This window comes from Seonamhaeicola sp. ABD4_340 (assembly GCF_056312135.1).
Genome location: NZ_CM149981.1, coordinates 3,040,542 through 3,064,095, shown reverse-complemented (window position 1 = coordinate 3,064,095; position 23,554 = coordinate 3,040,542). Strand labels below are relative to the sequence as shown.

Below are 23,554 nucleotides of genomic sequence, written 5' to 3'. Positions count from 1 at the left end.
CCAAGAAAAAAATTATTCAAATATAGAAATGATTTTTTTGTTTGTAGGTTTTAACGAATAAAAAAAAATTGTAGATTTGCGAAAGACCTTTGATAACTTAATAATTAAAAATAACAATGCTAAAATTTATTCTTATTGCAGTTGGTGTTATACTTCTAACCATAGTATTAGTAAAATTAATAGACAAATTTGTACCAACAAAAGCTAAACCTTTTTTAACCATCATCCTTTGGGTATTAATAGGATTTTTGGGCTACCAAACTTACATGTCTATATATGAGCCAATTCAATTTAATAAAACAAAGCAAAAACGTTACGCTAAAGTAATTAAAAGCTTAATTGATATTAGAGACTCACAATTAGCACACAAAACAGTTACCGGAAAATTCTCAAAAGATTTTGATGGTTTAGTTAAGTTTTTAGATACTGCTAAATTTACAATTACACAACGAAGAGATTCTAGTGTTTTAGATGTTGAACAAACAAAACGTTACGGTGTTGATATGTTTAAAGACATTGTAATTATTGATACCTTAGGATATGCATCTGTTAAAGATTCATTATTCAAAAATTCAGACAGATATAAAACAATGATGAATGTACCTGTTGGAGAACCTGGTGCTAAATTTAAAATGGATGCAGGTTTTATTGAGCAAAACAATTTAAACATTCCTGTTTTTGAAGCTTCAGTTAAAAAAGACGTTATTTTATTTGACCAAAATAAAGACCTTTTAGTGCAAGAAAACCAAGTAATATCGGTTGATGGTGTTAATGGTAGCGCTTTAAAAGTAGGTTCTATGGAAGAAGTTAAAACTATAGGAAACTGGCCTAAAACTTATGGCTCTAACGAGTAATACAGTACATAAACTAACTAACAAGAAACTGTCCATTCAAATTAGTTTGAATGGACTTTCTTTTTGTGTTTTAAATCAAGACACAAACACTATTACTGCATTAAAAAAAATAGACTTTAGTAAAAAACTAAACCCTATTAAACTTTTAGAGCAGGTAGAAACGCTTTTTAAAACAGAAAAAAGCTTGCAAAAAGACACTTTTAATAATGTAACGGTAATTCACGAAAACGAGCTATCCACTCTCGTACCAAAACATGTTTTTAATGAAGATGCTTTGGCTGATTATTTAAAGTTTAACGCTAAAATATTACAAACAGATTTTATTTCTTTTGATGAAATAAACAACACTGAAGCAATAAGCGTTTATGTACCCTACGTTAACATAAACAATTATATTTATGACAAATTTGGCGCATTTACATTTAAACATATCTCAACAGTACTAATTGAAAGTATATTAGAAACGGAAAAAGACAATAAAGAACCCAAAGTTTATGTTAATGTAAACACAAATAATTTTGAACTTGTAATTGTAAATAATAACAAACTTGTTTTTTATAACACTTTTGAATACATTACAAAACAAGATTTTATTTACTATATATTGTTTACTGCAGAACAATTAGAATTAAATCCAGAGGTTTTTAATTTAGTATTTGTTGGTGATATTGATGATGCCGATGAGTTTTACAAAATAACATACAAATACGTAAGAAATGTTTCTTTTGGCAATAGCATTGCTAATTATAATTTTACTGAAAAACCAAAAGATAAACATTCATTTTTCACTTTAATTAAGAGTTTTTAATGCGAATAATATCAGGCACATACAAACGACGAAAAATAGTAGCTCCCAAAAATTTACCGGTGCGCCCAACTACAGATATGGCCAAAGAATCACTATTCAACATTTTAAACAATTTGTACTATTTTGATGATATTAATGTTTTAGATTTATTTGCGGGCACAGGCAACATAAGTTATGAATTTGCATCTCGTGGCACTGAAAATATTACAAGTGTAGACCAAAATTACAACTGTATTAAGTTTATAAATGAAACGGCTACAGCTTTTGAAATGCCTATTGAAACTATAAAAAGTGATGTATTTAAATTTTTAGAAAATAACACCTTAAAATATGATGTTATTTTTGCAGACCCGCCTTATGATTTTTCTACGGAGCTTTTTGAAACCATTCCGCAGTTAGTTTTTCAAAATAATGTATTAGAAGAAGGTGGTGTTTTAATAGTAGAACACTCAAAACACACTAACTTATCTGAATTAAAACACTTCAGTTACTCCAAAAGTTATGGCGGTAACGTATTTAGCTTTTTCGAAATTATAGAAAATAAATAAAAGCAAAACCCTTCAAAACGAAGGGTTTGTTTATTTTAAAGTAAACCTATAAGCCGAATTCTGTATGCTTAAAATTGAGAATGAAACCATTCACAATAAAAAACACCCTTATCATTTATCTTAATGTACTGTTGCCAATACACTTTAGCTGCCTACCCTCCAACATTGGGCGTGCAACCCTTAAACGTTGGTATACATGGCATTGCACCATATAGAGTTTACCTGATTTCACTACAGCCTTACCTGTACATACTTTCTGTTGCACTTTTCCTAGCTTTACAACTGGTGGCCATTAACCACTATATTGCACTACGGTGTTCGGACTTTCCTCTCTTTTACGCTGAAACAAGTTCAACGTTAAAAAGCGATAAGGCGGTCTACTTTGCCGCAAAAGTAAACAAATTGTTAATAACTCCTTTTAAAAATCACCTTCAAACTTTATAATTAATAACTGAATTTTTAAATTTGTTATTCTAATAATTTTTAATGGAACATTTTGTAGTATCAGCCAGAAAATACAGACCCCAAACGTTTAAAGACGTTGTTGGGCAAAAGGCTATTACAAATACATTATTAAATGCCATAAACAACAACCATTTAGCCCAAGCGCTTCTTTTTACAGGGCCGCGTGGTGTTGGTAAAACTACTTGCGCACGTATTTTAGCCAAAATGATTAATAGTGATGGTGTTGATACAGATGAAGATTTCGCATTTAATATTTTTGAATTAGATGCCGCATCAAACAACTCTGTTGATGATATTAGAAATTTAACCGATCAAGTTAGAATTCCGCCACAAGTTGGTAAATACAAGGTTTATATTATTGACGAGGTTCACATGCTCTCACAGGCTGCTTTTAATGCGTTTTTAAAAACTTTAGAAGAACCACCAAAACACTGTATTTTTATTTTAGCAACTACTGAAAAACATAAAATAATACCCACTATTTTATCGCGTTGTCAAATATTTGACTTTAAACGCATAACAGTAACCGATGCAAAAGAATATTTAAAATATATTGCTGAAGAACAAGGCATTACTGCCGAAGATGATGCCTTGCACATTATAGCGCAAAAGGCAGATGGCGCTATGCGCGATGCACTTTCAATTTTTGATCGTGTGGTAAGTTTTTCTGGAAAAAACCTTACCAGACAAGCCGTAACCGAAAATTTAAATGTTTTAGATTACGAAACGTATTTTGAAAGCACCAATCTTATTTTAGATAATAAAATACCAGAGCTTTTACTACAATTCAATGAAACGCTGTCTAAAGGTTTTGATGGACACCATTATATTGCAGGTTTAGCTTCTCATTTTAGAGATTTATTGGTTAGTAAAACCGAAAATACCATAGCTTTACTTGAAGTTGGTGAACAAACCAAACAAAAATATTTACAACAATCTAGAAAAGCCAATAGGGAGTTTTTAATTCAAGGTATTCATTTGGCTAATGAATGCGACCTCAAGTATAAAACCAGTAAAAATCAGCGATTGCTGGTTGAACTTTGCCTTATGCAACTTGCCTCTATCACTTTTGATGGAGAAAAAAAAAATAGCAAACATTACATAATTCCGGCAGCTTACTTTAAAAGTAAAGGTATTAAACCTGTAAAAGTTTCTGTGCCAGAAAACAAACCTAAGGCAACACCAGAAACTGAACCTGAAAAAACAGATTTAAAAGCCAACAAAACAGGTAATGATTTTCAAAAAACACAACCTCAAAAAATTATTTTAAAACAATCTAATAAGCGAACTTCTGGTCTATCTTTAAGTAGTTTAAAAGCGAAAAAAGAGCACCAAATTAAGCAAATGAATGTTGTTGTTGATGAAGAAAATTTACCAAAAGAACCATTTACAGAAGAAGCCTTTCTTAAAGTATGGCATACATATATTGAAAAACTTTTAGAACAAGGAAAACGTAATTTGGCATCAATTCTTTCCATTGATACGCCTAGAGTTAAAGGAACAACCGCGTATTTAGAATACCCAAATGCAACAAATAAAGTTGAAATTGAGCGTAATCAATACGATTTATTAGCATTTATTAGGCAATCTTTAAAAAATTATGATATTGAATTATCTATTTCTGTTAATGAAATTAAAGAAAAACAATATGCTTATACAACGCTAGAAAAGTTTGAAAAATTAAAAGAAAAAAACCCTAATATTGAGTTACTAAGAAAAACTTTTAATCTAGATGTTTAAAAAAATTATAAACATAACATTACTCTTATTTTTAGGAGTTTTTATAATGCTATCAAGTTGTGATGGCCGAAAACATAAAACCGATTTATTGAAAGATGCTATTACAGATTTCAATAAAACTTCTAAACCTATTGAAATTGAAAGTTTTACACCAAAACACTATAATGAGGTTGTGCAAGATTCCATTTTAAGCAATGGCTATAACGTTAGTATAAAAAATTATACCAACATGGAAAAAGCGATAACTGAAGTTGTTAAAAACAATTCGGTTATTAATACAGCGCATTTTAGATGTATAGAATCTGATGTTCTGGTAACAAAAAACAACGCCATTATCTTCAATAAAAAAATTGATACAGATTTTATTGTCAATAACCTTCCAAATCTAATTAATGGAAGTCAATTTGTAGGTAATACCATAACTATAAACCAAGAAGCAACTTTAAAATTTAATAAACTTGTGTTAACGGCTTCATTATACAAACCAAAAAGTACAGATTGTATATCATTTTATATTATAATTGATGAAAATGGCCATTTTACAACAGAAAATTTAAATACCTATGCTAGGACTTAAGTTACCAACAGACCCAAGATGGGTAAATATTGTTGAAAAAAATATTGAAGAAATACTTACAGACCATGCCTTTTGTGAACAAAAAGCTACCAGTACTGCTATTTCATTAATTGTTAGTTTTCCTGAATATACTGAACTTGTTCAAGAAATGGTTGCTTTGGTTAAAGAAGAAATTAGCCATTTTAAAATGGTACATGATAAAATTTTAGAACGTGGCTGGACTTTAGGTAGAGACCGAAAAGACGAATACGTAATTCAATTAATGAAATTTTTCCCAAAAGGAGGAAGCCGTACAACACAACTAGTGCACAGGTTGCTTTATGCTGCTTTAATTGAAGCTAGAAGTTGTGAACGTTTCAGGTTATTATCTGAAGAATTAAAAGACCAAGAGTTAGCTACTTTTTATAGAAATTTAATGGTAAGTGAAGCAAACCATTACACCATGTTTCTAGGCTTTGCCAGAAAATATGGTGATAAAAAAGAAGTTGACACCAAATGGCAACAACTTTTAGAGTTTGAAGCAAAAATTATGTCTGATTTAGGAAAAAACGAAACCGTACACGGCTAAAACTTATAGCCTACACCTATTTGAATATTAGTGTTTTTAGCTGACAACCCTGTGGCATCTTCAAAAACATTTCTAATACCATAAGTGTATCTTACATCAGCAAATAATGCATAGTTGATTTTATATTCTAAAGCACCAACAGCAGAGTATGCAAAGTTGTTTACACCATCATCTTCTTTATGTACTTTTAAACCCACCTGCGGACCAGCACCAATATGAAACTTTTCGCTTAATCTTACTTTTAAAAGTATTGGCGCTTGTATATAATCTAAATGAATTTTTTCATCATTAGCACCCTCTGCAGAAAATTGTAACTCAGGTGCTAAGGCAATGCTTTTTGAAAAACCTATTTGAGCAAAAAAACCAAAATAAACACTATTGCGGTGTTTGTTAATCATTGGTGGTGTATCTTCAAAATCTAAATTTGAAATGTTATAACCACCTCTAATACCGTATTTAACGCCTTTATAAACGTAATTATCTTGTTTTTTTGCAGCAACTACTTTTGTTGTGTCTTGTGTTTTTTCTTGAGAAAAACTATATACTGAAAAAACAAGAAGTAAGGTAAAAAGTACTGTTTTTTTCATAAGTAATAAATTTGGGCTTGTAGTTGTAATTATATTAATACGAATATATGCTATAATATTAAAAAGCAATATTTTACAGGCTAAAGTGCATAATTTTACTGTGTATTACTTGAAACGGTATCATAGTATATGCTTTTTATAATACCATCAGCTAATCCTATTTTTGGTACATAAATATGTTTAGATTTACTCCATTTCATGGCAGATAAATAAATTTTCATTGCTGGAATAATAACATCGGCTCTGTCTTGGTTAAGTTCAAGCTCTGTAATACGTTCTTCATAGGTATAGCTTTGTAGTAATTTGTAGTAATTAGTTAAATAAAAGTACGTTAAAGGCTTTCCAATTGCTTTACCTGATACTTTAAATATTTTATTAATATTACCACCAGAACCTAAAACATACACTTTATCATAACCGGCTGTATGTTTGCCAATCCATTTTTCTAGTTTTTCCCAAGCATTATCTTTCACCATGTCATTTAAAATACGTACAGTACCTATTTTAAATGATTTTGAGGCTTTTTTTTCGCCATTACAAATAACACTAAACTCTGTACTACCACCACCAACATCAACGTATAAATAAGTTTTGTTAGGGTCTATAAATTTATTTAAATCTGTTGCTGCAATAATTTCAGCTTCAACTTCACCATTAATTAAATCTATATTAATGCCTGCATTCTTTTTTATGAGTTCTACAACGGCTTTTCCGTTTTTAGATTCTCTCATGGCCGATGTTGCGCAGGCTTTGTATTTTTCAACCTTATGAGATTTCATAAGCAATTTAAAGGCTAACATGGTATCAACCATGCGCTCTTTATTTTCTTCTGAAATTTTTTTGTTTATAAACACATCGGCACCCAAGCGTATTGGCACCCTTACCAATGAGTTTTTTTTAAACTTAACTGGTTTGCCGGTTTCTTCTATTATGTTTGAAATTAGTAGTCTTACAGCGTTAGAACCTATATCTATGGCTGCGTATTTTTTAATTGTAAGCATATTAGTTTTTAAGCTTCTCTAAATAATAATCGTAAATTGCTATTTGTGAGCGTACTTCCGGATTATCATTTTTTCTGTATTCATTTTCATTAGGCGTATTAATTAATCTAGCCTTTACATTATCACTCCAACAAATATTAAAGGTATCAATAATTTCTTGTTTAATATCTTCATCATAAACAGGACAACTTACCTCTACTCTATTCACAATATTTCTTGTCATCCAATCTGCTGAAGATATGTAAACTTTAGTATCTTCTTCTTTACCAAAAATATAAACTCTTGGGTGTTCTAAAAATTTATCAACAACACTAATTACGTTAATATTTTCACTCATACCCGCAACGCCAGGAATTAAACAACAAATACCACGAACAATCATATCAATTTTAACGCCATGGTTACTGGCTTCATATAATTTATCTACCATTTCATAGCTTGATACGCTATTCATTTTTAACCTAATGTAACCACCTTTGCCATTTTTGCTTTTTTCAATTTCTTTATCAATTAATTTAAAAATGCTTTTTTGTGTGTAATGTGGAGATACTAATAAATGCTTGTATGAGAATATTTTATAGTTAGCATCAAAAAAATTAAATATTTTATTTACATCTTTTAATATGCCTTGGTTGGCAGTAAATAATGTATAATCTGTATATATTTTTGCTGTAGATTCATTAAAGTTTCCTGTACTAATAAATCCGTAACGTTTTATTTTTTTGCCTTCTTCACGCTCAATAACACACATTTTACTGTGTACTTTTAAACCAGGAACTCCAAAAATTAAATTTACGCCTTCTCGTTTCATTTGTTCGGCGTATTTAATATTGGCTTTTTCATCAAAACGTGCTCTTAGCTCAATGGAAACCGTAACCGTTTTGCCATTAATGGCAGCATTAATTAAGGCACTTGCAACGTGCGATATTTGTGCTAACCTGTAAATGGTAATTTTTATAGTTTTTACTTTAGGATCTAAAGAGGCTTCTCGTAAAAACTTAATAATATATGAAAACGTTTGGTATGGTGCGTGTTGTAAATAATCTTTTTTAGCAATAGCCTCAAAAATGCTACTGCTTTCTAAACTTAAACCTTTTATGGGCAAAGCTTCAATTTTATCATATAACAAATCGGTTCTTCCTAAACTAGGAAATCCCATGTAGTCTCTTTTATTGTGATAACGGCCTCCTGGAATAATACTATCTGTATTTTCAATATTCATTTTTTCCATAAGATAGTGCAACGTGTCATCATCAATAGTTTTATCAAAAACAAAACGTACAGGATCACCAATTTCGCGGTGTTTAACGCTATCTGATATTTTTTCAATAAAACTTTTACTTAAATCACTATCAAAATCAAGCTCAGCATCGCGTGTTATTTTAATCATGTGAGCCGATATGGTTTTGTAATCAAAAATGCTAAAAATATCACTTAAGCAATACCTCAACAAATCATCATACATTATAATATAACTATGCCCATTTTGATTAGGTAACTCAATAAAACGCTTAACAGATTTTGGTATTTCAATAAGTGCAAACTGCTTAGTATCATCATTCATTTCCATTTTAACAGCTAAATAAGCAGCACTGTCTTTTAAATTTGGTATTTGAACCAAATCATTTAAAATAATGGTAACTAAAGCAGAACTTACATTTTGGTAGTAATATTTTTTAATATATTCATGTTGCAGGCTATCAACTTGCGTTTCATCTATAACATAAATATTTTCTTCCTTTAATTTGGCATCAATATCATTTAAAACCTTTATACTTTCTGCTTGTTGTTTAATTACAATTTGGGTTATAATTTCAAGCAATTCTTTGGCTTTAATACCACCAAGTTGGTTTTTACCATCTTTACCAACCTCAACAATACGTTTAACAGTTGCATAACGTACTTTAAAAAATTCATCTAAATTATTAGAAAAAATGCCTAAAAACCTTAAACGTTCAATAAGAGGTACACGCTCATCTGAAGCTTCTTGAAGTACTCTTGCATTAAATTGTAACCAACTTATCTCACGGTTTATATATAAGTTATTTTCGGTTTCGGTAGCTATCATATTTTTGCAGAATTATATATTTAAGGATGTAACAGCAAACAAATATATTCTATTTAACTATAAAAAATAAAGACTCTAGCTTTAAATTTCCTTTAAATATACTACAAAAATTTTGGCGTTCCACCACCTATGGTGCTGGCGGGCTATACGCTGCAAGTCCTCGCTACCGCTGTGGGCTTTCCGCTGCTATCCCTAACGCGCTTACTAGTGGTGTACAGGGTCTTGCGTACAAGGGCAATTGCTTATACCCTGCAAAAAGTCTATGCCAATTGTAACAACGTGTGTGCCAGAATTATAAGCCGATAAATCATTAGTAGTAACCTGGTAAGCATAACCAAAATAAAACATAGATTTTTTAAACCCAACCATTGGCCCCACATTTAGTGGCTTAAAAAACTGATCGTTTAAAAAACGGTAACTAATACCACCCCAAATATAATCTTCTTTACGGTTATATTTTCTAACTTTAAAATTCACATCGGTAGCCGAACGTTTATCACTAGTAAACATTTGATAGAAAATAGAAGGCTCAAACTCTAAACCACTCTTTTTTGGCCCAGGAATGGTGTAACCCGCATATATTTGATAATTTAAAAGCAAGTTAGGCTCAAAAACTCTTTCAGATTCTTCAAGTTTTTTCTCTAAAATATTATTCACATTTAAGCTTACAAACATGCCTTTAAGCCTAAATAATGCTCCAACATCAAAGTTATGATTGGTTGTTCTTCTATCATCAGTAACAAAAGGGTCTATTGTTGGATTTTCATAACTTGTATTAAAGTTGTTAATATCAATTCTAAAATTATTAATGTTATATGAAATACCTAAAGACAAGTACATTTTTGCATAATAATCTAGTACTAAATGGTGAGCAAACGAAAATTTAGCACCAGTTTGTATAGTGTTACCATTTCTATCGTTATACAAAGATAAACCAACACCAGACCTATCGGCTATTCTAACATCACCATAAAACGATTGGTTGTCTGGGGCATTTTTAATACCAACCCATTGTGTTAAACCATTAGCTCTAAGCTTTACATTATCACCAATACCGGCATAGGTTGGCGAAACCACAAAGTTGTTATCTGCCAAATATTGGGTAAATACTGGTAAATTAAGCTCCTGCGCATAAGTAAACGTTACTAGTAAAAAGCACAGATATGTAAATAATTTTTGCATGTTTTTTGTTTTTAAAACTATCTATATAATGTAAAGTTGCCTACAAAAGTTCTATCGTCTCTAGGATCATTTAGCTTAACTAAGTACCAATAATCTCCTGTTGGTAATTCTTTACCATTGTAAGTACCATCCCATGTGTCATCTACATTTAAAGTAGCTATTTTACGTCCGTATCTATCAAAAATATCAAAGGTTAAGTTTTTGTATTGTGTAACACAACCAGGACCCCAACCACCATTTGCTGGTACAAAGTAGTTTGGTACACAAATATCAATGTATTCAAAATACCTAGTAGCTGTTGCAACACACCCGTTACTATCTGTAACAGTTACAGTGTATTCACCAGATTCATAAATTACAAATGAGCCTGTGTTTTGGTAAGGTTCATAATCTACCTCATTTACACGTCTAACAGCGTATTCATAGTTTCCAGCACCACCACTTGCTTGGGCAATGATTTCGTTAATTTCACCATCAGATAATGCTATTTCTAACGGATCATAGTCATTAACATCAAAGAAAACAAGTTGCTCACAACCGTTTGAATGCCTAACAGTAATAGATTGATTTGTTCCTGGAGCAACATCAACAAACACGTTATTAGTTTGGAAGTTTACACCATCAAGTGAGTAATCAACCTCATTTGCATCAATACTTTCATCAATTGTTATGGTTACAGTATTACTTGTAGCATCGGCAATATCAGTACAATATGCAACAGTTGCTTCAGGATTTAATGCTACAGATTCTGGAAACGCTATATTCCATTCAGATTCGCAACCTTCAGCATCAGTAATGTAAACTATATGATCTCCACCTTCTAAATTTGTAAAATCAAATCGTGTTTGTGTTGCGCTTCCTGTGGTATATGTTCCGTTAATATCATCTAAAGCTACACTATACGGCAAGGTACCACCAGAAATGTCTATACTAAATTCACCATCCATATCGCCTTCACAAACTTCAGGAGATAAAGAGTTTGGTACTATTGAAATTAAAACTGGAGCAGGCTCATTAATTACATAATCAAATAACACGAAACAACCTAATTCATCTTGTACAATTGCTTGGTAATTTCCTGGGGCTAAGTTTTCAAAAATTGGCTCATCAAAAAATTGATTCAATTGTGGTGAAATAGCATATTTAATAACACCTGTACCACCCGTTGCAATAATTTCTAAAATACCGTTGTTTTCACCATTACAGGTTACATCTGTAACATCAAAACTAACTTCTAAAGGTAAGCTTGGTTCTATTATGCTAACAGTTGCAGATGTGTATAAACAATCGCCACTATCAACATGTACTTGGTAATCTCCCACACCTAAGTTAGTAAATACTCCTGGGCTATCTTGTGTTGCTGGTATAGCGTTACCCATAGTATCTTGTAACGTGTAAACGTAATTACCTAAGCCACCTTCGGCTACTGCCACAATTACACCCGTTGTGTCACCTGCACAATTAATGGTTGCGTTAGTATCATCTACCGCTAGGGTTAAAGGAGGTAACGGATCAATAGTTATTTGGTTTGAAACTGATGAAATACATCCATTTGCATCTCTTACATAATACATGTAATCACCAGGCGTTACCGCAAAAGTTACTGAGCTTGTAAACGTACCTATTACAGTTGCAAAGGTTTCTGTATCACTATATTCATAAGAACCGGTTCCTCCGTTTGCACTTAATGTTAAAGTAGCATTGGTTGTACATGTTTGCGAGGTAGCTTTTACTAAACTAGTTTCAATTACTGGTGGTTGTGCTATAACAACATCTGTTGTTGTGAACGTACAGTTATAACCATCAGTTATTGTTACATTATACGTGCCAGCTGCTAAATTTGTGAATACTGGCGATGATTGCGGACCAGAATTACTTGCTGTTGGCGCTATAGTATTTAATGTATATGAATAGTTTGCTCCTTGCCCACCAGTTACACCACTTACTGTAATTGTTGAATTATCATCACCAAAACACGCTAATGGTGATGGTGTTGCTGTAATAGTACCATTTATTGGAGTTGGAGGATTTAAAGTTATATTGAATGAAGCTATACACCCACCGGCATCACGAACATTAACAGTATAAGCCCCAGCTGAAAGTCCTGTAAAAGTTGGGTTTGATGAATATGCAACTGTAGCAGTTCCTGTTAATTCGTATTCATAACTTCCCCAACCTCCACTAGCTACTGCTGTAATGGCTCCTTTATCATTATCACATGTTACATTAGCATCTTCTGAAGCTACTAATGTTAGTGCACTTGCAGGAGAGTTTATTGTAAACACATTAGTTGTTGTACTACAAAAAGGGCTATCTGTTTCTGTTACTTCTACATAATAATTACCACCAGCTAGTCCTGTTACAGAAAGTGGATTTGTTGATGTATTTGCAGGAGTTGCTGCAATTACAGATACATCATTGCTATCAAAAACTTCATACGTGTAGTTACCCGTGTAATTAGTAACATTTAATTCAAAAGTACCATTTACATCACCAAAACAAGTAACAGATGCTGTTGCTGTTGCAGTAGCTTCAATAGTATTGTAAGGGGCAACTGTGTAAGCTGCTGTTGTTATTGTACAACTAGTAGTTAAATCACGTACTTCAAAATAGTAGTCGCCTGGAGCTATAACACTAAATGTATTTGATGCTTGAGGTGTTCCGCTTGGTAACATAACATACTCAAAACTACCAGAACCACCAGTAACATTAATTGTTACGCTTCCTGTATTATTACAGTCTATTGGAGTTGCTTCAGTAACTGTAGCCGCTGTTAAAGTTGGTAACGGGTTTATAGTTACTGTATTTGTAGCAATACAATTATTAGTATCTCTAACATATACATCAATATTTTGAACACTTCCGGTATCAATAATATCAAATGAATTTGATGTGAAATAGTTTGAACCATCAATACTATACATGTATGGTGCAGTACCTCCTGTTTCTGTAATTGTTAATGTAGACGTATTTACAACATTTGAAGCTGTACAACTATAATCTGTTGCAGTACCTGATGCTGTTAATATAGCAGGCTCATTTATAATTACGTTTGCTGTAGCAACACAGTTTCTTCCTGATGTAACTTGTACCGTATAAGTATCTGCTGGTAAACCTGTAAATACATTTGAACTTTGAGGCGCTACTGTAATTGGCGCTGTAATTTCATATGAATATGTTGGATTATCATTTGTAGCATCTAAATTTACTGTAATTGTACCATCACTTCCTGAAGCACAAGACACATCAGTAGCTGTTGTTGTAAACGTAACTGGTGTAGCAGCTTCTAATTCTACATTTACATTTGTGGTACATGATGTAACAAGATCGGTAATTGTAACGGTATATGTTCCTGATGGTACACCAGAAAATACATTACCTGTTAAAGTAATACCTGCACTCGGGCTTATACTGTATGAGTATGTACCAGATCCACCTGCGCCTGTAACCGTTATTTCACCATCATTATTACTACATGATGGTAATGCTGTAACTGTTGGTGTTATATTTAAACCATTGTAAATCTCAATAGTTGTTGGTATGTCAATTGAACAGCCATTTCCGTCTCGTACTGTTACAGTGTAAGTACCTGCAGTATTCACAGAGAATGTTGGACTAGTTTGATATGACAATCCGCCATCAATGCTATATTCAAAAGGAGCAATTCCTGTAGGACTTGTAACCGTAAACGAGTAAGGACCAGATGGATCACATTGATTTGAAGCAAATGTTGGCACTGTTACCGATGGTAACAGATCTGTAGCAACAACTACATCTATCATAAACATACAATTGTTAGCATCTAAAACATATATATCCCAATCTGTATTTGTTGTTGGATCTAATACTCTAGAATCGCTCGATGTATAATCAGTAGCTATTGGCGCAACACCGTCTTGTACAAATGCGTAAGTATAAGGTGCTGTACCTCCTGTTGCCTCAACAGTAACTTGGGCATCAATATTACAATTAGCATTAATGTTTGAAGTTTCAGTAAGGTTTAACACTGTAGGTTCTGTAACTACAACATTGGTTGTTGCAGTACAATCAGTAATCTCATCTGTGACAACAATGGTATACGTGTTAGCAACTAAACCTGTTAAAGGAATTGTTGTGCCAGAAACACCCGTTACTGCTGTACCTCCGTTAATTGTGTAGCTATAAGTACCTGAAAAACCTGAAACTGTAAATGTAACAGCACCGTCATTTCCACTATTACAACTAACATTAGTATCTAAATTTCCTATTACAGCTATATTTTCAACTGTATTAACAGTAAAAGACTCATCATAATAACAGCCATTAGCATCAGTAACTCTAAACACATAAACGTCAGGTGCTAATCCCGTGAATACACCAGATGATGCACCGGTAGTGTTAGATGTAGCACTAGCAGGAGAAATAATTTCAAAACTAAGTGGCGCTACACCATTAGTAGCTGTTACTGTTACATCACTTGTTGTAGCAGAACATGTTATAGGTGTTGACGAGAATGATAAATCTGTTGGCGGATCTAAAGCAGGTACTGTTTCAGTAGCCGCAGCACTTAAACAACCATTAGCATCTCTAACTACAACAGATACTAAACCTGCTGTATTTGTTGTGAATGTGTTGGTTGATGTAAATGTACCACCATTAAAACTATACATGTACGGTGGTGTACCATTATTACCTGTGGCAGTTAAAACAGCTGCTTGTGTTGTATTTGATGTACCACAAGTTAAGCCTTGTGTTAGCGTTAAACTTGCTGTAACTGTTGATGGTTCTATTAGATCTACAGCAATAACGTTAGATGTACAACTTTTACTATCTCTTACTATTACGTTGTATGTATTACCAGCAACATTTAAGCCAGTAAATGTATTTGATGTTTGATAGGTACTACCATTATCAATACTATATTCATAAGGACCAACACCACCCGAAGCCGTAACTGTTATACTACCATCACTTCCGCCATTACAACTTACATCAATATGTGTTTCTGAAGCTGTTGGGTTGGTTATAGCATCAACAGTTATTACATTTGATAAAGCGGTACAACCTTGGCTATCTGTAACTCTAAATTGATATGTTCCTGCAGCCACAGCTGTATAAGGCGAACCTCCAATAGCTACAAATCCGCCACCATTGTAATCTACTTCAAAAGTAGTATAAGTTCCTGTACCACCAGATGGTGTAAGCGTAATGGTTGCGTCTGGTGTTGTAGTACAATCTAATTCTTTTGTTAATTCTGCTAATAATTGAAGTTGTGGTTCAACAACTAAATTTTGTGTTGCTGTACATCCATTAGCATCTTGTATTGTGAATGTATAAGTACCTGGTGTTGTAATACTAAATGTTGGACTATTTTGAAAAGCTCCACCCATACTGTATGAAGCTGGCCCTACCGATACTGTACCTGAAAGCGTTATACTTAATGGAGAACCTGTAAAACATTGCTGCGGAATAGGGTCTAATGTTGGATCAGCATCTCTAATAACTGTTTCAGTATCAAACTGTATACAACCGTAAGCATCTCTAACATAAAGATCGTAAGTTCCTGCTGCTAAATTAAATGAATTTGTACCTACCCATGTAACAGGAATACCAGAACCTGTTGCAACAGCTTGGTATTCATAAGGCCCAGTTCCATGTTGCGCAGTTACGGTAATTACACCTAACTCATTACAATTTTCGTTTCTTGTTGCATTTGCAGTTACAGCTAATAAAATAGCGGACTCTGTAATTTGGAAGTTTGTTGTAACCACACTACAACCAGCGTTTTCAGCTGTACCAGTTTCAGTAATAACTACAATATAATCACCAAAAGGTAATGGCCCTAAATTACTTACTGTTAATGTACCATTTGAAGGAACAAGGCCTGTGCCTGTTACACCTGTAGTGGCTAAAGAAAGTGTTTCATAAATTTCATAGCTAACTGGTGTATCAGTATTATAAATACTATTTATTTCAAAACTCACGTTACCATCGGCACTACCTGTACAAGTAACATTATTTGATGCAACTGCGGTTGTTGTTAATGTTGAATTAGTTGGTACCGGAATAGTTGATTGTTCAAAATAATAACATTTTGTATCATCATCATAAACTATAAATGTATATGAGGCACCAGGAATTAAATTTGTAAATGTAGTTGATGCAGGTGATCCTGTTCCTAATTGCCAAGTAGCAGAACCTCCAACAATACCATCCCAAGTCATTCCAGGCCCTGTGTAAATTGCAAAATAGAATGGCCCCGTACCTGTTACCGTTGTTGCTGTTCCTATTCCAACAGTAGCTTCACCACCCGTTGAGCAATCTGCTGGCGGAGAGGTTACAGTAATATCTAAATCATCTGGCGGAGATGCAACTAATATGTTTTGTACAATAGCTGTACACCCATTAGCATCAGTAATTATTATTTCATATATACCAAAATCTACTACTTCAAAAACTGAAGTTGTTCCAGTTTGGTTTGTTCTTTCAACATCATAACCGTTAACACCTGTTACGTGATAGCTATAATTAGGTGTGCCACCTGTAACAGAATTAATTACAATTTCTCCTAATGATACACCTCCTGCACCACAAGTAATAGGTGTTACCGTGTGTGAAACTGATATTGGATTAGGCTCACTAATTGTTATTGTATCTGTATCTGTACAACCATTTCCATCAGTTAATGTAATTGTATATGTACCCGCAGTTAGACCACTGGTTTGTGTACCGTAATTAGTACCTGTAGTATCATTATTCACGTTAATTGTAAATGGTGGTATACCTTGTGTGTTATCATAAACAACATCTATAGATGCAGTTGATTCACCACTACATAATACATCGGTTATTTGAGTAACGCTTGTTATACTTGGATTTACAGGAGCACTAACTGCTACACTGTTTGTTGTTATTTGACATGAATTTGAATCTGTTATTCTAAATTCATAATTACCAGCAGTTGCTGTTGTATAAGTAAAAGATGCGCCCGCTGGTGTTGGAATTACGGGATTGTAAGTTGTACCACCATCGGTTGATACTTCATAGTTAGTGTAAGTACCTGTACCACCTGATATAGTTACATCTATTGTAGCATCAACAGGAACAGAACAGGTTAAATCTTTTGTTAACAATGCACTGGCTAATAAATTTGGCTCAACTACTAATGTTTGAGTAGCAGTACATCCATTTCCGTCTCTAATGCTAAATGTATAGGTTCCTGCACTTGTTATTGTAAAAGTTGGGCTTGCTTGATAACCGCTTCCCATACTGTATTCTGCTGTACCAACAAATACGGTGCCTGATAGAGTTACATTAAAACTACTTCCATCATAACATTGTTGTGGTATTGGATCTAAAGTTGGCGGATTATCATTAATTATTGTTACAGACTGCATCAATTCACAGTCGTTTATATCTCTTACATAAACATCCCAAACTAAATCAGTGGCTGAATTAGTATCAACAGTAATTACATTACTTGATATGTAAGCGCCCGCCGAAGGTGCTGATGCACCAGATACTACAGCTGCATATCTGTAATTTGGAGTTCCTCCTGTTGCTGTAACAGTAATTTGAGATTGATCATTTGTACAAAATACATTAGTAGCTGTTGCTGTAAATGATAAAGCTGATGTTGGCTCACTAACGGATATTGTTGCTGTAGCTGTACAATCTGTAGTTTCATCAGTTACATCAATAGTGTATGTGCCCGCAGATAAACCTGTTAAAGGTATTGTTGTAGCAGTTTGACCAGTTGCTGGTGTTCCACTATTAATTGTGTAACTATATGTACTAGAAAAATCGGAAACAGTAAATGTTAATGCACCGTCATTTCCACCATTACAGCTTACATCACTATCTAAAACACCAATTACACCAATATTTACTACCGGATTTATAATTAATGATTCTTCAAAATAACAACCACTAGCATCTGTTACTCTAAACACGTAGGTGTCTGGAGCTAAGCCAGTAAAACTACCTGTAGTATTTGATGCTGCTGCAGCTGAAGGCGCTATTATTTCATAAGTTAAAGTTCCTAAACCTCCTGTTGCTACTGCATTAACATTACTAGTTGTTGCAGAACAGGTAACAGCGCTTGCAGTTAATGTTAATGCTGTTGGAGGATCTAAAGGAGATAAAGTAACCGAATCTGTAAAGGTACATCCTTGAGCATCTCTAACTGTATAGTTAATAGTTTGAGTGCTTCCATTATCGTTTACAGTATATGTGTTGTTTGAATTAAAACCTGAACCATTAAAACTGTATTGATAAGGTGCTGTTCCTGTAGTTGGAACACTTACCGTAATTGTAGCTGATTGTGGTGCGTTTGAAGTATTACAACTAAATGATGTAGCACTAGCTGTTGTTGTTAATGCTGAAGGAGCTGTTAATGTTACAGAACCTGTGCCAATACATTGGTTAGCATCTCTAACTTCATACGTATAAGTACCTGCTAATAAATTATCATATAATGATGTTGATGAAAAACTACTGCCATCAAAACTATATTCATAAGGACCAGCACCTCCTGATGCAATAATTTGAACCGATCCATTGGCATCTCCACTACAAGTAGGATTCACAATAGTTTCAGTTGCTGTTGGATTACTTATAAGGTTAACAGTAATTGTGGAAGTAGCTTCACAACCAAAATTATCTGTAATTCTAATTTCATAAGTACCAGCTGCTGTTGCTGTATAAGGTGAAGGTGTTCCTGTTATAGCTGTAAAACCACCACCATTATAATTAACTTCATATGTAAATGGTGCAGTTCCGCCAATTGGAGCTAAAGAAATTGATGCATCAGGTGTTGTAGAACAATCTAAACCTTTAATTAAATTTGCATCTAAAGCTAATTCATCAGCTATTACCTGTGTTGGTAATGCAAACACACAACCAAAAGCATCTCTTACTACAATATTATAGCTTCCAGGAGCTAAATTATTAAATGTATTATTAGACGTATAAGGTCCGCTATTAACACTGTATTCGTATGGTGGGTTTCCACTTGAAGCATTAACCACAATAGTTGCACTATTACTAGCGTCATAACAGTAATCTGAACTGGTATCAATAGTAGCAGTTGGCCCTATTGGAGCGTTTAGATTAAACGTATCTGTAATTGTACAGTTGTTAGCATCAGTAACACTAACGGTATAAGTTCCTGATTGTGTTAAATTAGCAAATGTATTGTTATTTTGTGGTCCAACTACAGTGCTGTTTGGTTGCTCTAATTGATACGAATAATTGCCCCAACCACCAGTTGCTGTTATAGTTACACTACCACCAGACACACAAGTAAGCGGATCTGTACTTAAAGACATTGACAATGCAGCACTTGGTCCATTGATTGTAACGGTATCTGAAGCTGTACAATTTGTTACAGTATCAGTAATTTCAACAGTGTAATTACCCGCTGTTAATCCTGTTAAATTTATTGGAGAAGTTCCTGCTACGGCAGTTCCTCCGTTAACTGTATATGTAAATGATGTAGTATTTGAAACTGTAAATTGCGCTTCACCATCTGCTGCGCCAAAACAACTAATATTTTCAATAACCTGACCTACAACTGATAGCTGAGGTAACGGATCTATAATATATGTTTCAGAATACTCACAGTTATTAGCATCTCTAACTTGAAAAGTATACGAACCTGGAGCTAGACCTGAGAATGAATTCCCAGATTGATATGCTGTAGCTGCACTTGCCGGTGATGTAATTTGGTATTCTAAAGCAGGTGTTCCTCCTGTGGCTGTTAAAGTTACTGTACTTGTATTTGCAGGACAACTTAATGCTGTATGACTAAAGTCTAAATTTGTTGGAGGATCTAAAGGATCTATATTAACTGGTGCTGTAACAAAAGTACAATTGTTGGCGTCTCTAATTGTTACTGTATAACTACCGTTAGTTAATCCATTAAAAGTATTTCCTGTTTGGTATACTACACCATTTAAACTATACATATATGGCGCTGTACCACCTGTTACACCAGAAACTGTTATAACACCATCTGTAGTACAAGTATAATTAGTTGTTAGTGTTGCTATACCATCTATAGCGTTTACGGCATTAATTGTAGCATTTTGCGATATGGTTTCACAAACATCATTTCCAAAAGTGTATTCAACCATTACATCATAAGAACCTGCGGCTAAACCTGAAAATGTTGGTGAATTTTGATACGTTGAACCATTATCAATACTATAACGTAATGTGTTTCCATTGGCATTAGTTACATTTACGTTTATGCTTCCGCCATTTACATCTTCAGCACATAAAATATCAGATGTATTTATAGTGAACTCAGGAGGCGATATTGCATCAATATCAATAGAAACTTCAGCGGTACAATTGTTAGAATCTACAACTGTAATATTGAATGTTCCTGCCGTATCAACATCAATTGTTGGTACTGTTTGAAAATCTGTTGTGCTGTTTATAAAGTAGAAATATGGTGCTGTTCCTCCGTTTGGATATATTGTTATTTCGCCATTGGTACATGTTAATGGTTGTGTTATTGCTGCCGTTGCTGTTAATAATGGAGGCTGAATAATTTCAATATCTTCGGTGTGTGTACAACCATCTTCAGTAGAAACATTTACAGTGTAAGTACCAGGATTTAAATTACTAAATGTGTAATTATTTTCAGTTATTGGGCCAACACTATTAACTAAAGTTGCACCTTGGTATATAGAAAAGAAATATTGTGGTCTAGCATCGTTTGCTGCTAATACTACATTTCCTAAATCATCATGACATAGTGGCTGTGTAACTGTTGTTGACACTGAAAAATTTCGTTCTCTTACTTGAACATCAGGTACTTCAAATATACATGGATTTGGCGAAACACCCGCTTGCCTAATATATACTGTATAAATACCTGCTGTATTTACGCTTAATGTATTACTTGATTGATAGTTAACATTATCAATACTAAACTCATAACCACTTGGTATGCCGCCAACAACAATTTCACCTGGCGTATTACAAATAATATCTCTTGAGTTTACTGTAGGTTCTAGTACGTTTTCATAAGCATTGAAATAATATTGATTAAAACAACCACCTGTATAATTTAATGTTAATCTATATTGACCAACGGTATCTACTGTGTAATCTGGCCCTGTAGCAACTTGTATCCAAGAGCAAGCAGCATCTTCATTGGCACAGTTTTGATTTATTACTGCAGAACAGCTTGATTCATCTAAACGTTCCCAAATCATAGATGAGGTATCTGTAATACCTGTTTCAATATCTCTAAAATCATTTGCACCACATAAAAAGAAGTTTGGTAGTTCTTTACCATCATTTGGGCATGTAACAACTTGGTCTGCAAACGGTATTACAGGATTTGGCACACCTGCTCCGTAAGTTATAACGTCAAAAATTTGAACAATAGATTGACATGGTGCTACAGCTTCATTATATACATAATACGTACCAACATCTGTTACTGTAATAGATTGACTTCTACCTATAACAGTAACAGATGTACTTGTAGACCATGTGTAATTATCATAACCATCACCTGCTGTTAAAACAACATTATCACCACATAAAATAACTTCTTCTCTAAACTCACAATTTAAATCGCCTAAAAAAGTAGTTGCGCCTGGGGTTAATAAACAACCCGTATTAGAATTTATACTTGGGTCATCAGAAATTGTAAAATTAGGGTTTAATGTCCCCGCGTACGTTGCGTAAGCCTGGTTATTAACCACATTTGAACATGCATCATTTAAAAGGCTACAATTTGAAACTACACTTACTCTAAATCTAATTTCTGAAACTGGATCAAATTCTTCAACAACATAATCTTCTACCTGAAAAATTATTTCTCTAGTTACGGGATCATAACTTTGAACTGATACACCTGGTGGTAATGAAACAATATCTGATGGATAATCAAATACAATATTTACAGGTAAAACATCTCTAATAGTTAAATTTGTAGCATTATCATTTCCTGTATTTTGAAATCCAATTACGTAGTTAAGTTCATCACCTAAGTTTACAACCTGCCCACCAATGTTATTACCAGAATCATCTTCAACAATTTTAGTTAAAACAATGTTGGGTTCAATAATATCTACAGCTAAAGCGAAGAAATACGGAAAATAAGTATCACCTGATGTTTCTAACCTAACAGTAGCCGAAGTAGCACCATTGGCTATTACAGAGTTACTAGGGTTAGGTACAGCCATTATACCTGTATCAAAACCCAAGGTATTTGTACTATTAGGCACCCTGTTATTTACAGGAGTAGCACTAAGTTGTGTAACAGAACTATTAAAAAAGTTATTAGCTCCTCTATCTGCCGATGATAATATAGAACCATTAAGTCTTAATCTATCTCCCCTAATTGCCTTGTCACCCTCTAAAGTTGCAAAGGCAAAATTTGCGCGTACAGGTGTTGGCGCAGGAACGGTTCTAAAACCAGAAACAGGAATATCTAAAGTTGGATTTCCTCCTGCTATACTAATAGCGCTAAACCCATCAAAACTTGTAATAGATTTTCCTGTAAGCGTTGGATCTTCATAAACTATAAATAAAGACCATCCCGCAGAATGCCCTGTGTTATTTCCAAATCTGCGAGTTCTTCCTTGTGCAGATGAAACATTTGCAACTGTGTATGTACCTAAATTGGTTCCTAAACTTGTAATTATATTAGTAACATCTGCATAACATGCGTAAGGATAACTATCTCCTCCATCAACTGATGATGTACCGGCATTATAAACTACAGTACCCGTAATATCTTGATAATTACCTGTAGGACCTTTTAATCTTACTTGATTTATAGGTGCACTACCTCTATTTACTGCACCCCAATATAAACCTGCATGAATAATATTATAACAAGCTGCATTATCAATCACGAGGTCTGCGCTAGAGGAACTGAATGTTGATGGGTCTCCATCAATATCAATATAGCGCATGTTAACATTGTGGTTGTACGTAGAATTGTTATTAAACGCGTTATTATTTGGCCCTAATATATTGTTACCAATTAAAACAATATCGCCTTTTAAATCTTGGTTAAATCTTGGAGTAAATGGCTGGTAATTTTGTGCAAATATTTTTGCAGAAAACAGCATAAGAATTACAAAGATGCCAATACTTTTTACATAAGTAGTTTTTTTCATGGGCTGGCGTTTTAATCCACTTTAAG

General features: G+C 33.6%; 11 protein-coding genes and 1 other RNA gene. 6 read left to right on the top strand and 6 right to left on the bottom strand.

All coding sequences use genetic code 11. The annotated features are described in order from the left end of the window. Positions 1-116 precede the first annotated feature (116 nt). Genes ACYX4H_RS13140 through rsmD form a run of 3 tightly spaced genes read left to right on the top strand, consistent with a single transcriptional unit; the run spans position 117 to position 2,210 of the window. Entirely contained in the window at positions 117-854 is a 738-nt protein-coding gene (locus ACYX4H_RS13140; protein ID WP_476236742.1) for a hypothetical protein, read from the top strand. Then, entirely contained in the window at positions 838-1,662 is an 825-nt protein-coding gene (locus tag ACYX4H_RS13135) for a DUF3822 family protein (RefSeq protein ID WP_476236741.1), read from the top strand. Before ACYX4H_RS13140 ends, ACYX4H_RS13135 begins: the two co-directional genes overlap by 17 nt. Beyond that, entirely contained in the window at positions 1,662-2,210 is a 549-nt protein-coding gene (gene rsmD / locus ACYX4H_RS13130) for a 16S rRNA (guanine(966)-N(2))-methyltransferase RsmD (RefSeq protein WP_475296293.1), read from the top strand. Before ACYX4H_RS13135 ends, rsmD begins: the two co-directional genes overlap by 1 nt. A gap of 33 nt (positions 2,211-2,243) precedes the next feature. Here the strand turns inward: rsmD and rnpB are convergent. Further along, positions 2,244-2,594: RNase P RNA component class A (gene rnpB / locus ACYX4H_RS13125), an RNA gene on the bottom strand. A 102-nt stretch (positions 2,595-2,696) separates the two neighbouring features. On the opposite strand from rnpB, the gene dnaX reads away from it, so the two are divergent. From dnaX to ACYX4H_RS13110, 3 genes are read left to right on the top strand one after another with little or no spacing between them, the layout of a single operon-like run. After that, a complete protein-coding gene (gene dnaX / locus ACYX4H_RS13120) occupies positions 2,697-4,415 on the top strand; it encodes a DNA polymerase III subunit gamma/tau (RefSeq protein WP_476236740.1) in 1,719 nt (572 codons plus the stop codon). Continuing rightward, on the top strand, positions 4,408-4,992 hold the full coding sequence (locus tag ACYX4H_RS13115) for a hypothetical protein (RefSeq protein WP_476236739.1): 585 nt from the start codon (positions 4,408-4,410) through the stop codon (positions 4,990-4,992). Before dnaX ends, ACYX4H_RS13115 begins: the two co-directional genes overlap by 8 nt. Continuing rightward, positions 4,979-5,560, top strand: a complete 582-nt coding sequence (locus ACYX4H_RS13110; protein ID WP_475296290.1) for a MiaE family protein — start codon at positions 4,979-4,981, stop codon at positions 5,558-5,560. Before ACYX4H_RS13115 ends, ACYX4H_RS13110 begins: the two co-directional genes overlap by 14 nt. On the opposite strand, the gene ACYX4H_RS13105 is transcribed toward ACYX4H_RS13110, so the two are convergent. The 5 genes from ACYX4H_RS13105 to ACYX4H_RS13085 form a co-directional block, all read right to left on the bottom strand. Further along, positions 5,557-6,147: a porin family protein gene (locus ACYX4H_RS13105; protein ID WP_476236738.1), complete on the bottom strand. Its 591-nt coding sequence runs from the start codon at positions 6,145-6,147 to the stop codon at positions 5,557-5,559. The two genes, ACYX4H_RS13110 and ACYX4H_RS13105, sit on opposite strands and share 4 nt — an antisense overlap. Before the next feature lie 95 nt (positions 6,148-6,242). Next, positions 6,243-7,148 (bottom strand): Ppx/GppA phosphatase family protein, encoded by a 906-nt coding sequence (locus ACYX4H_RS13100; RefSeq protein WP_476236737.1) that lies wholly within the window; start codon positions 7,146-7,148, stop codon positions 6,243-6,245. A gap of 1 nt (position 7,149) precedes the next feature. Beyond that, complete coding sequence (gene ppk1 / locus ACYX4H_RS13095; protein ID WP_476236736.1) at positions 7,150-9,216, bottom strand: polyphosphate kinase 1; 2,067 nt, start codon at positions 9,214-9,216, stop codon at positions 7,150-7,152. Positions 9,217-9,420: 204 nt separating this feature from the next. Next, entirely contained in the window at positions 9,421-10,398 is a 978-nt protein-coding gene (locus ACYX4H_RS13090; RefSeq protein ID WP_476236735.1) for a PorP/SprF family type IX secretion system membrane protein, read from the bottom strand. 17 nt (positions 10,399-10,415) lie between these two features. Continuing rightward, positions 10,416-23,528 carry a T9SS type B sorting domain-containing protein gene (locus ACYX4H_RS13085; RefSeq protein WP_476236734.1) on the bottom strand — a complete coding sequence of 4,371 codons (13,113 nt, stop codon included), beginning with the start codon at positions 23,526-23,528 and terminating at the stop codon, positions 10,416-10,418. Between the last annotated feature and the right edge of the window lie 26 nt (positions 23,529-23,554).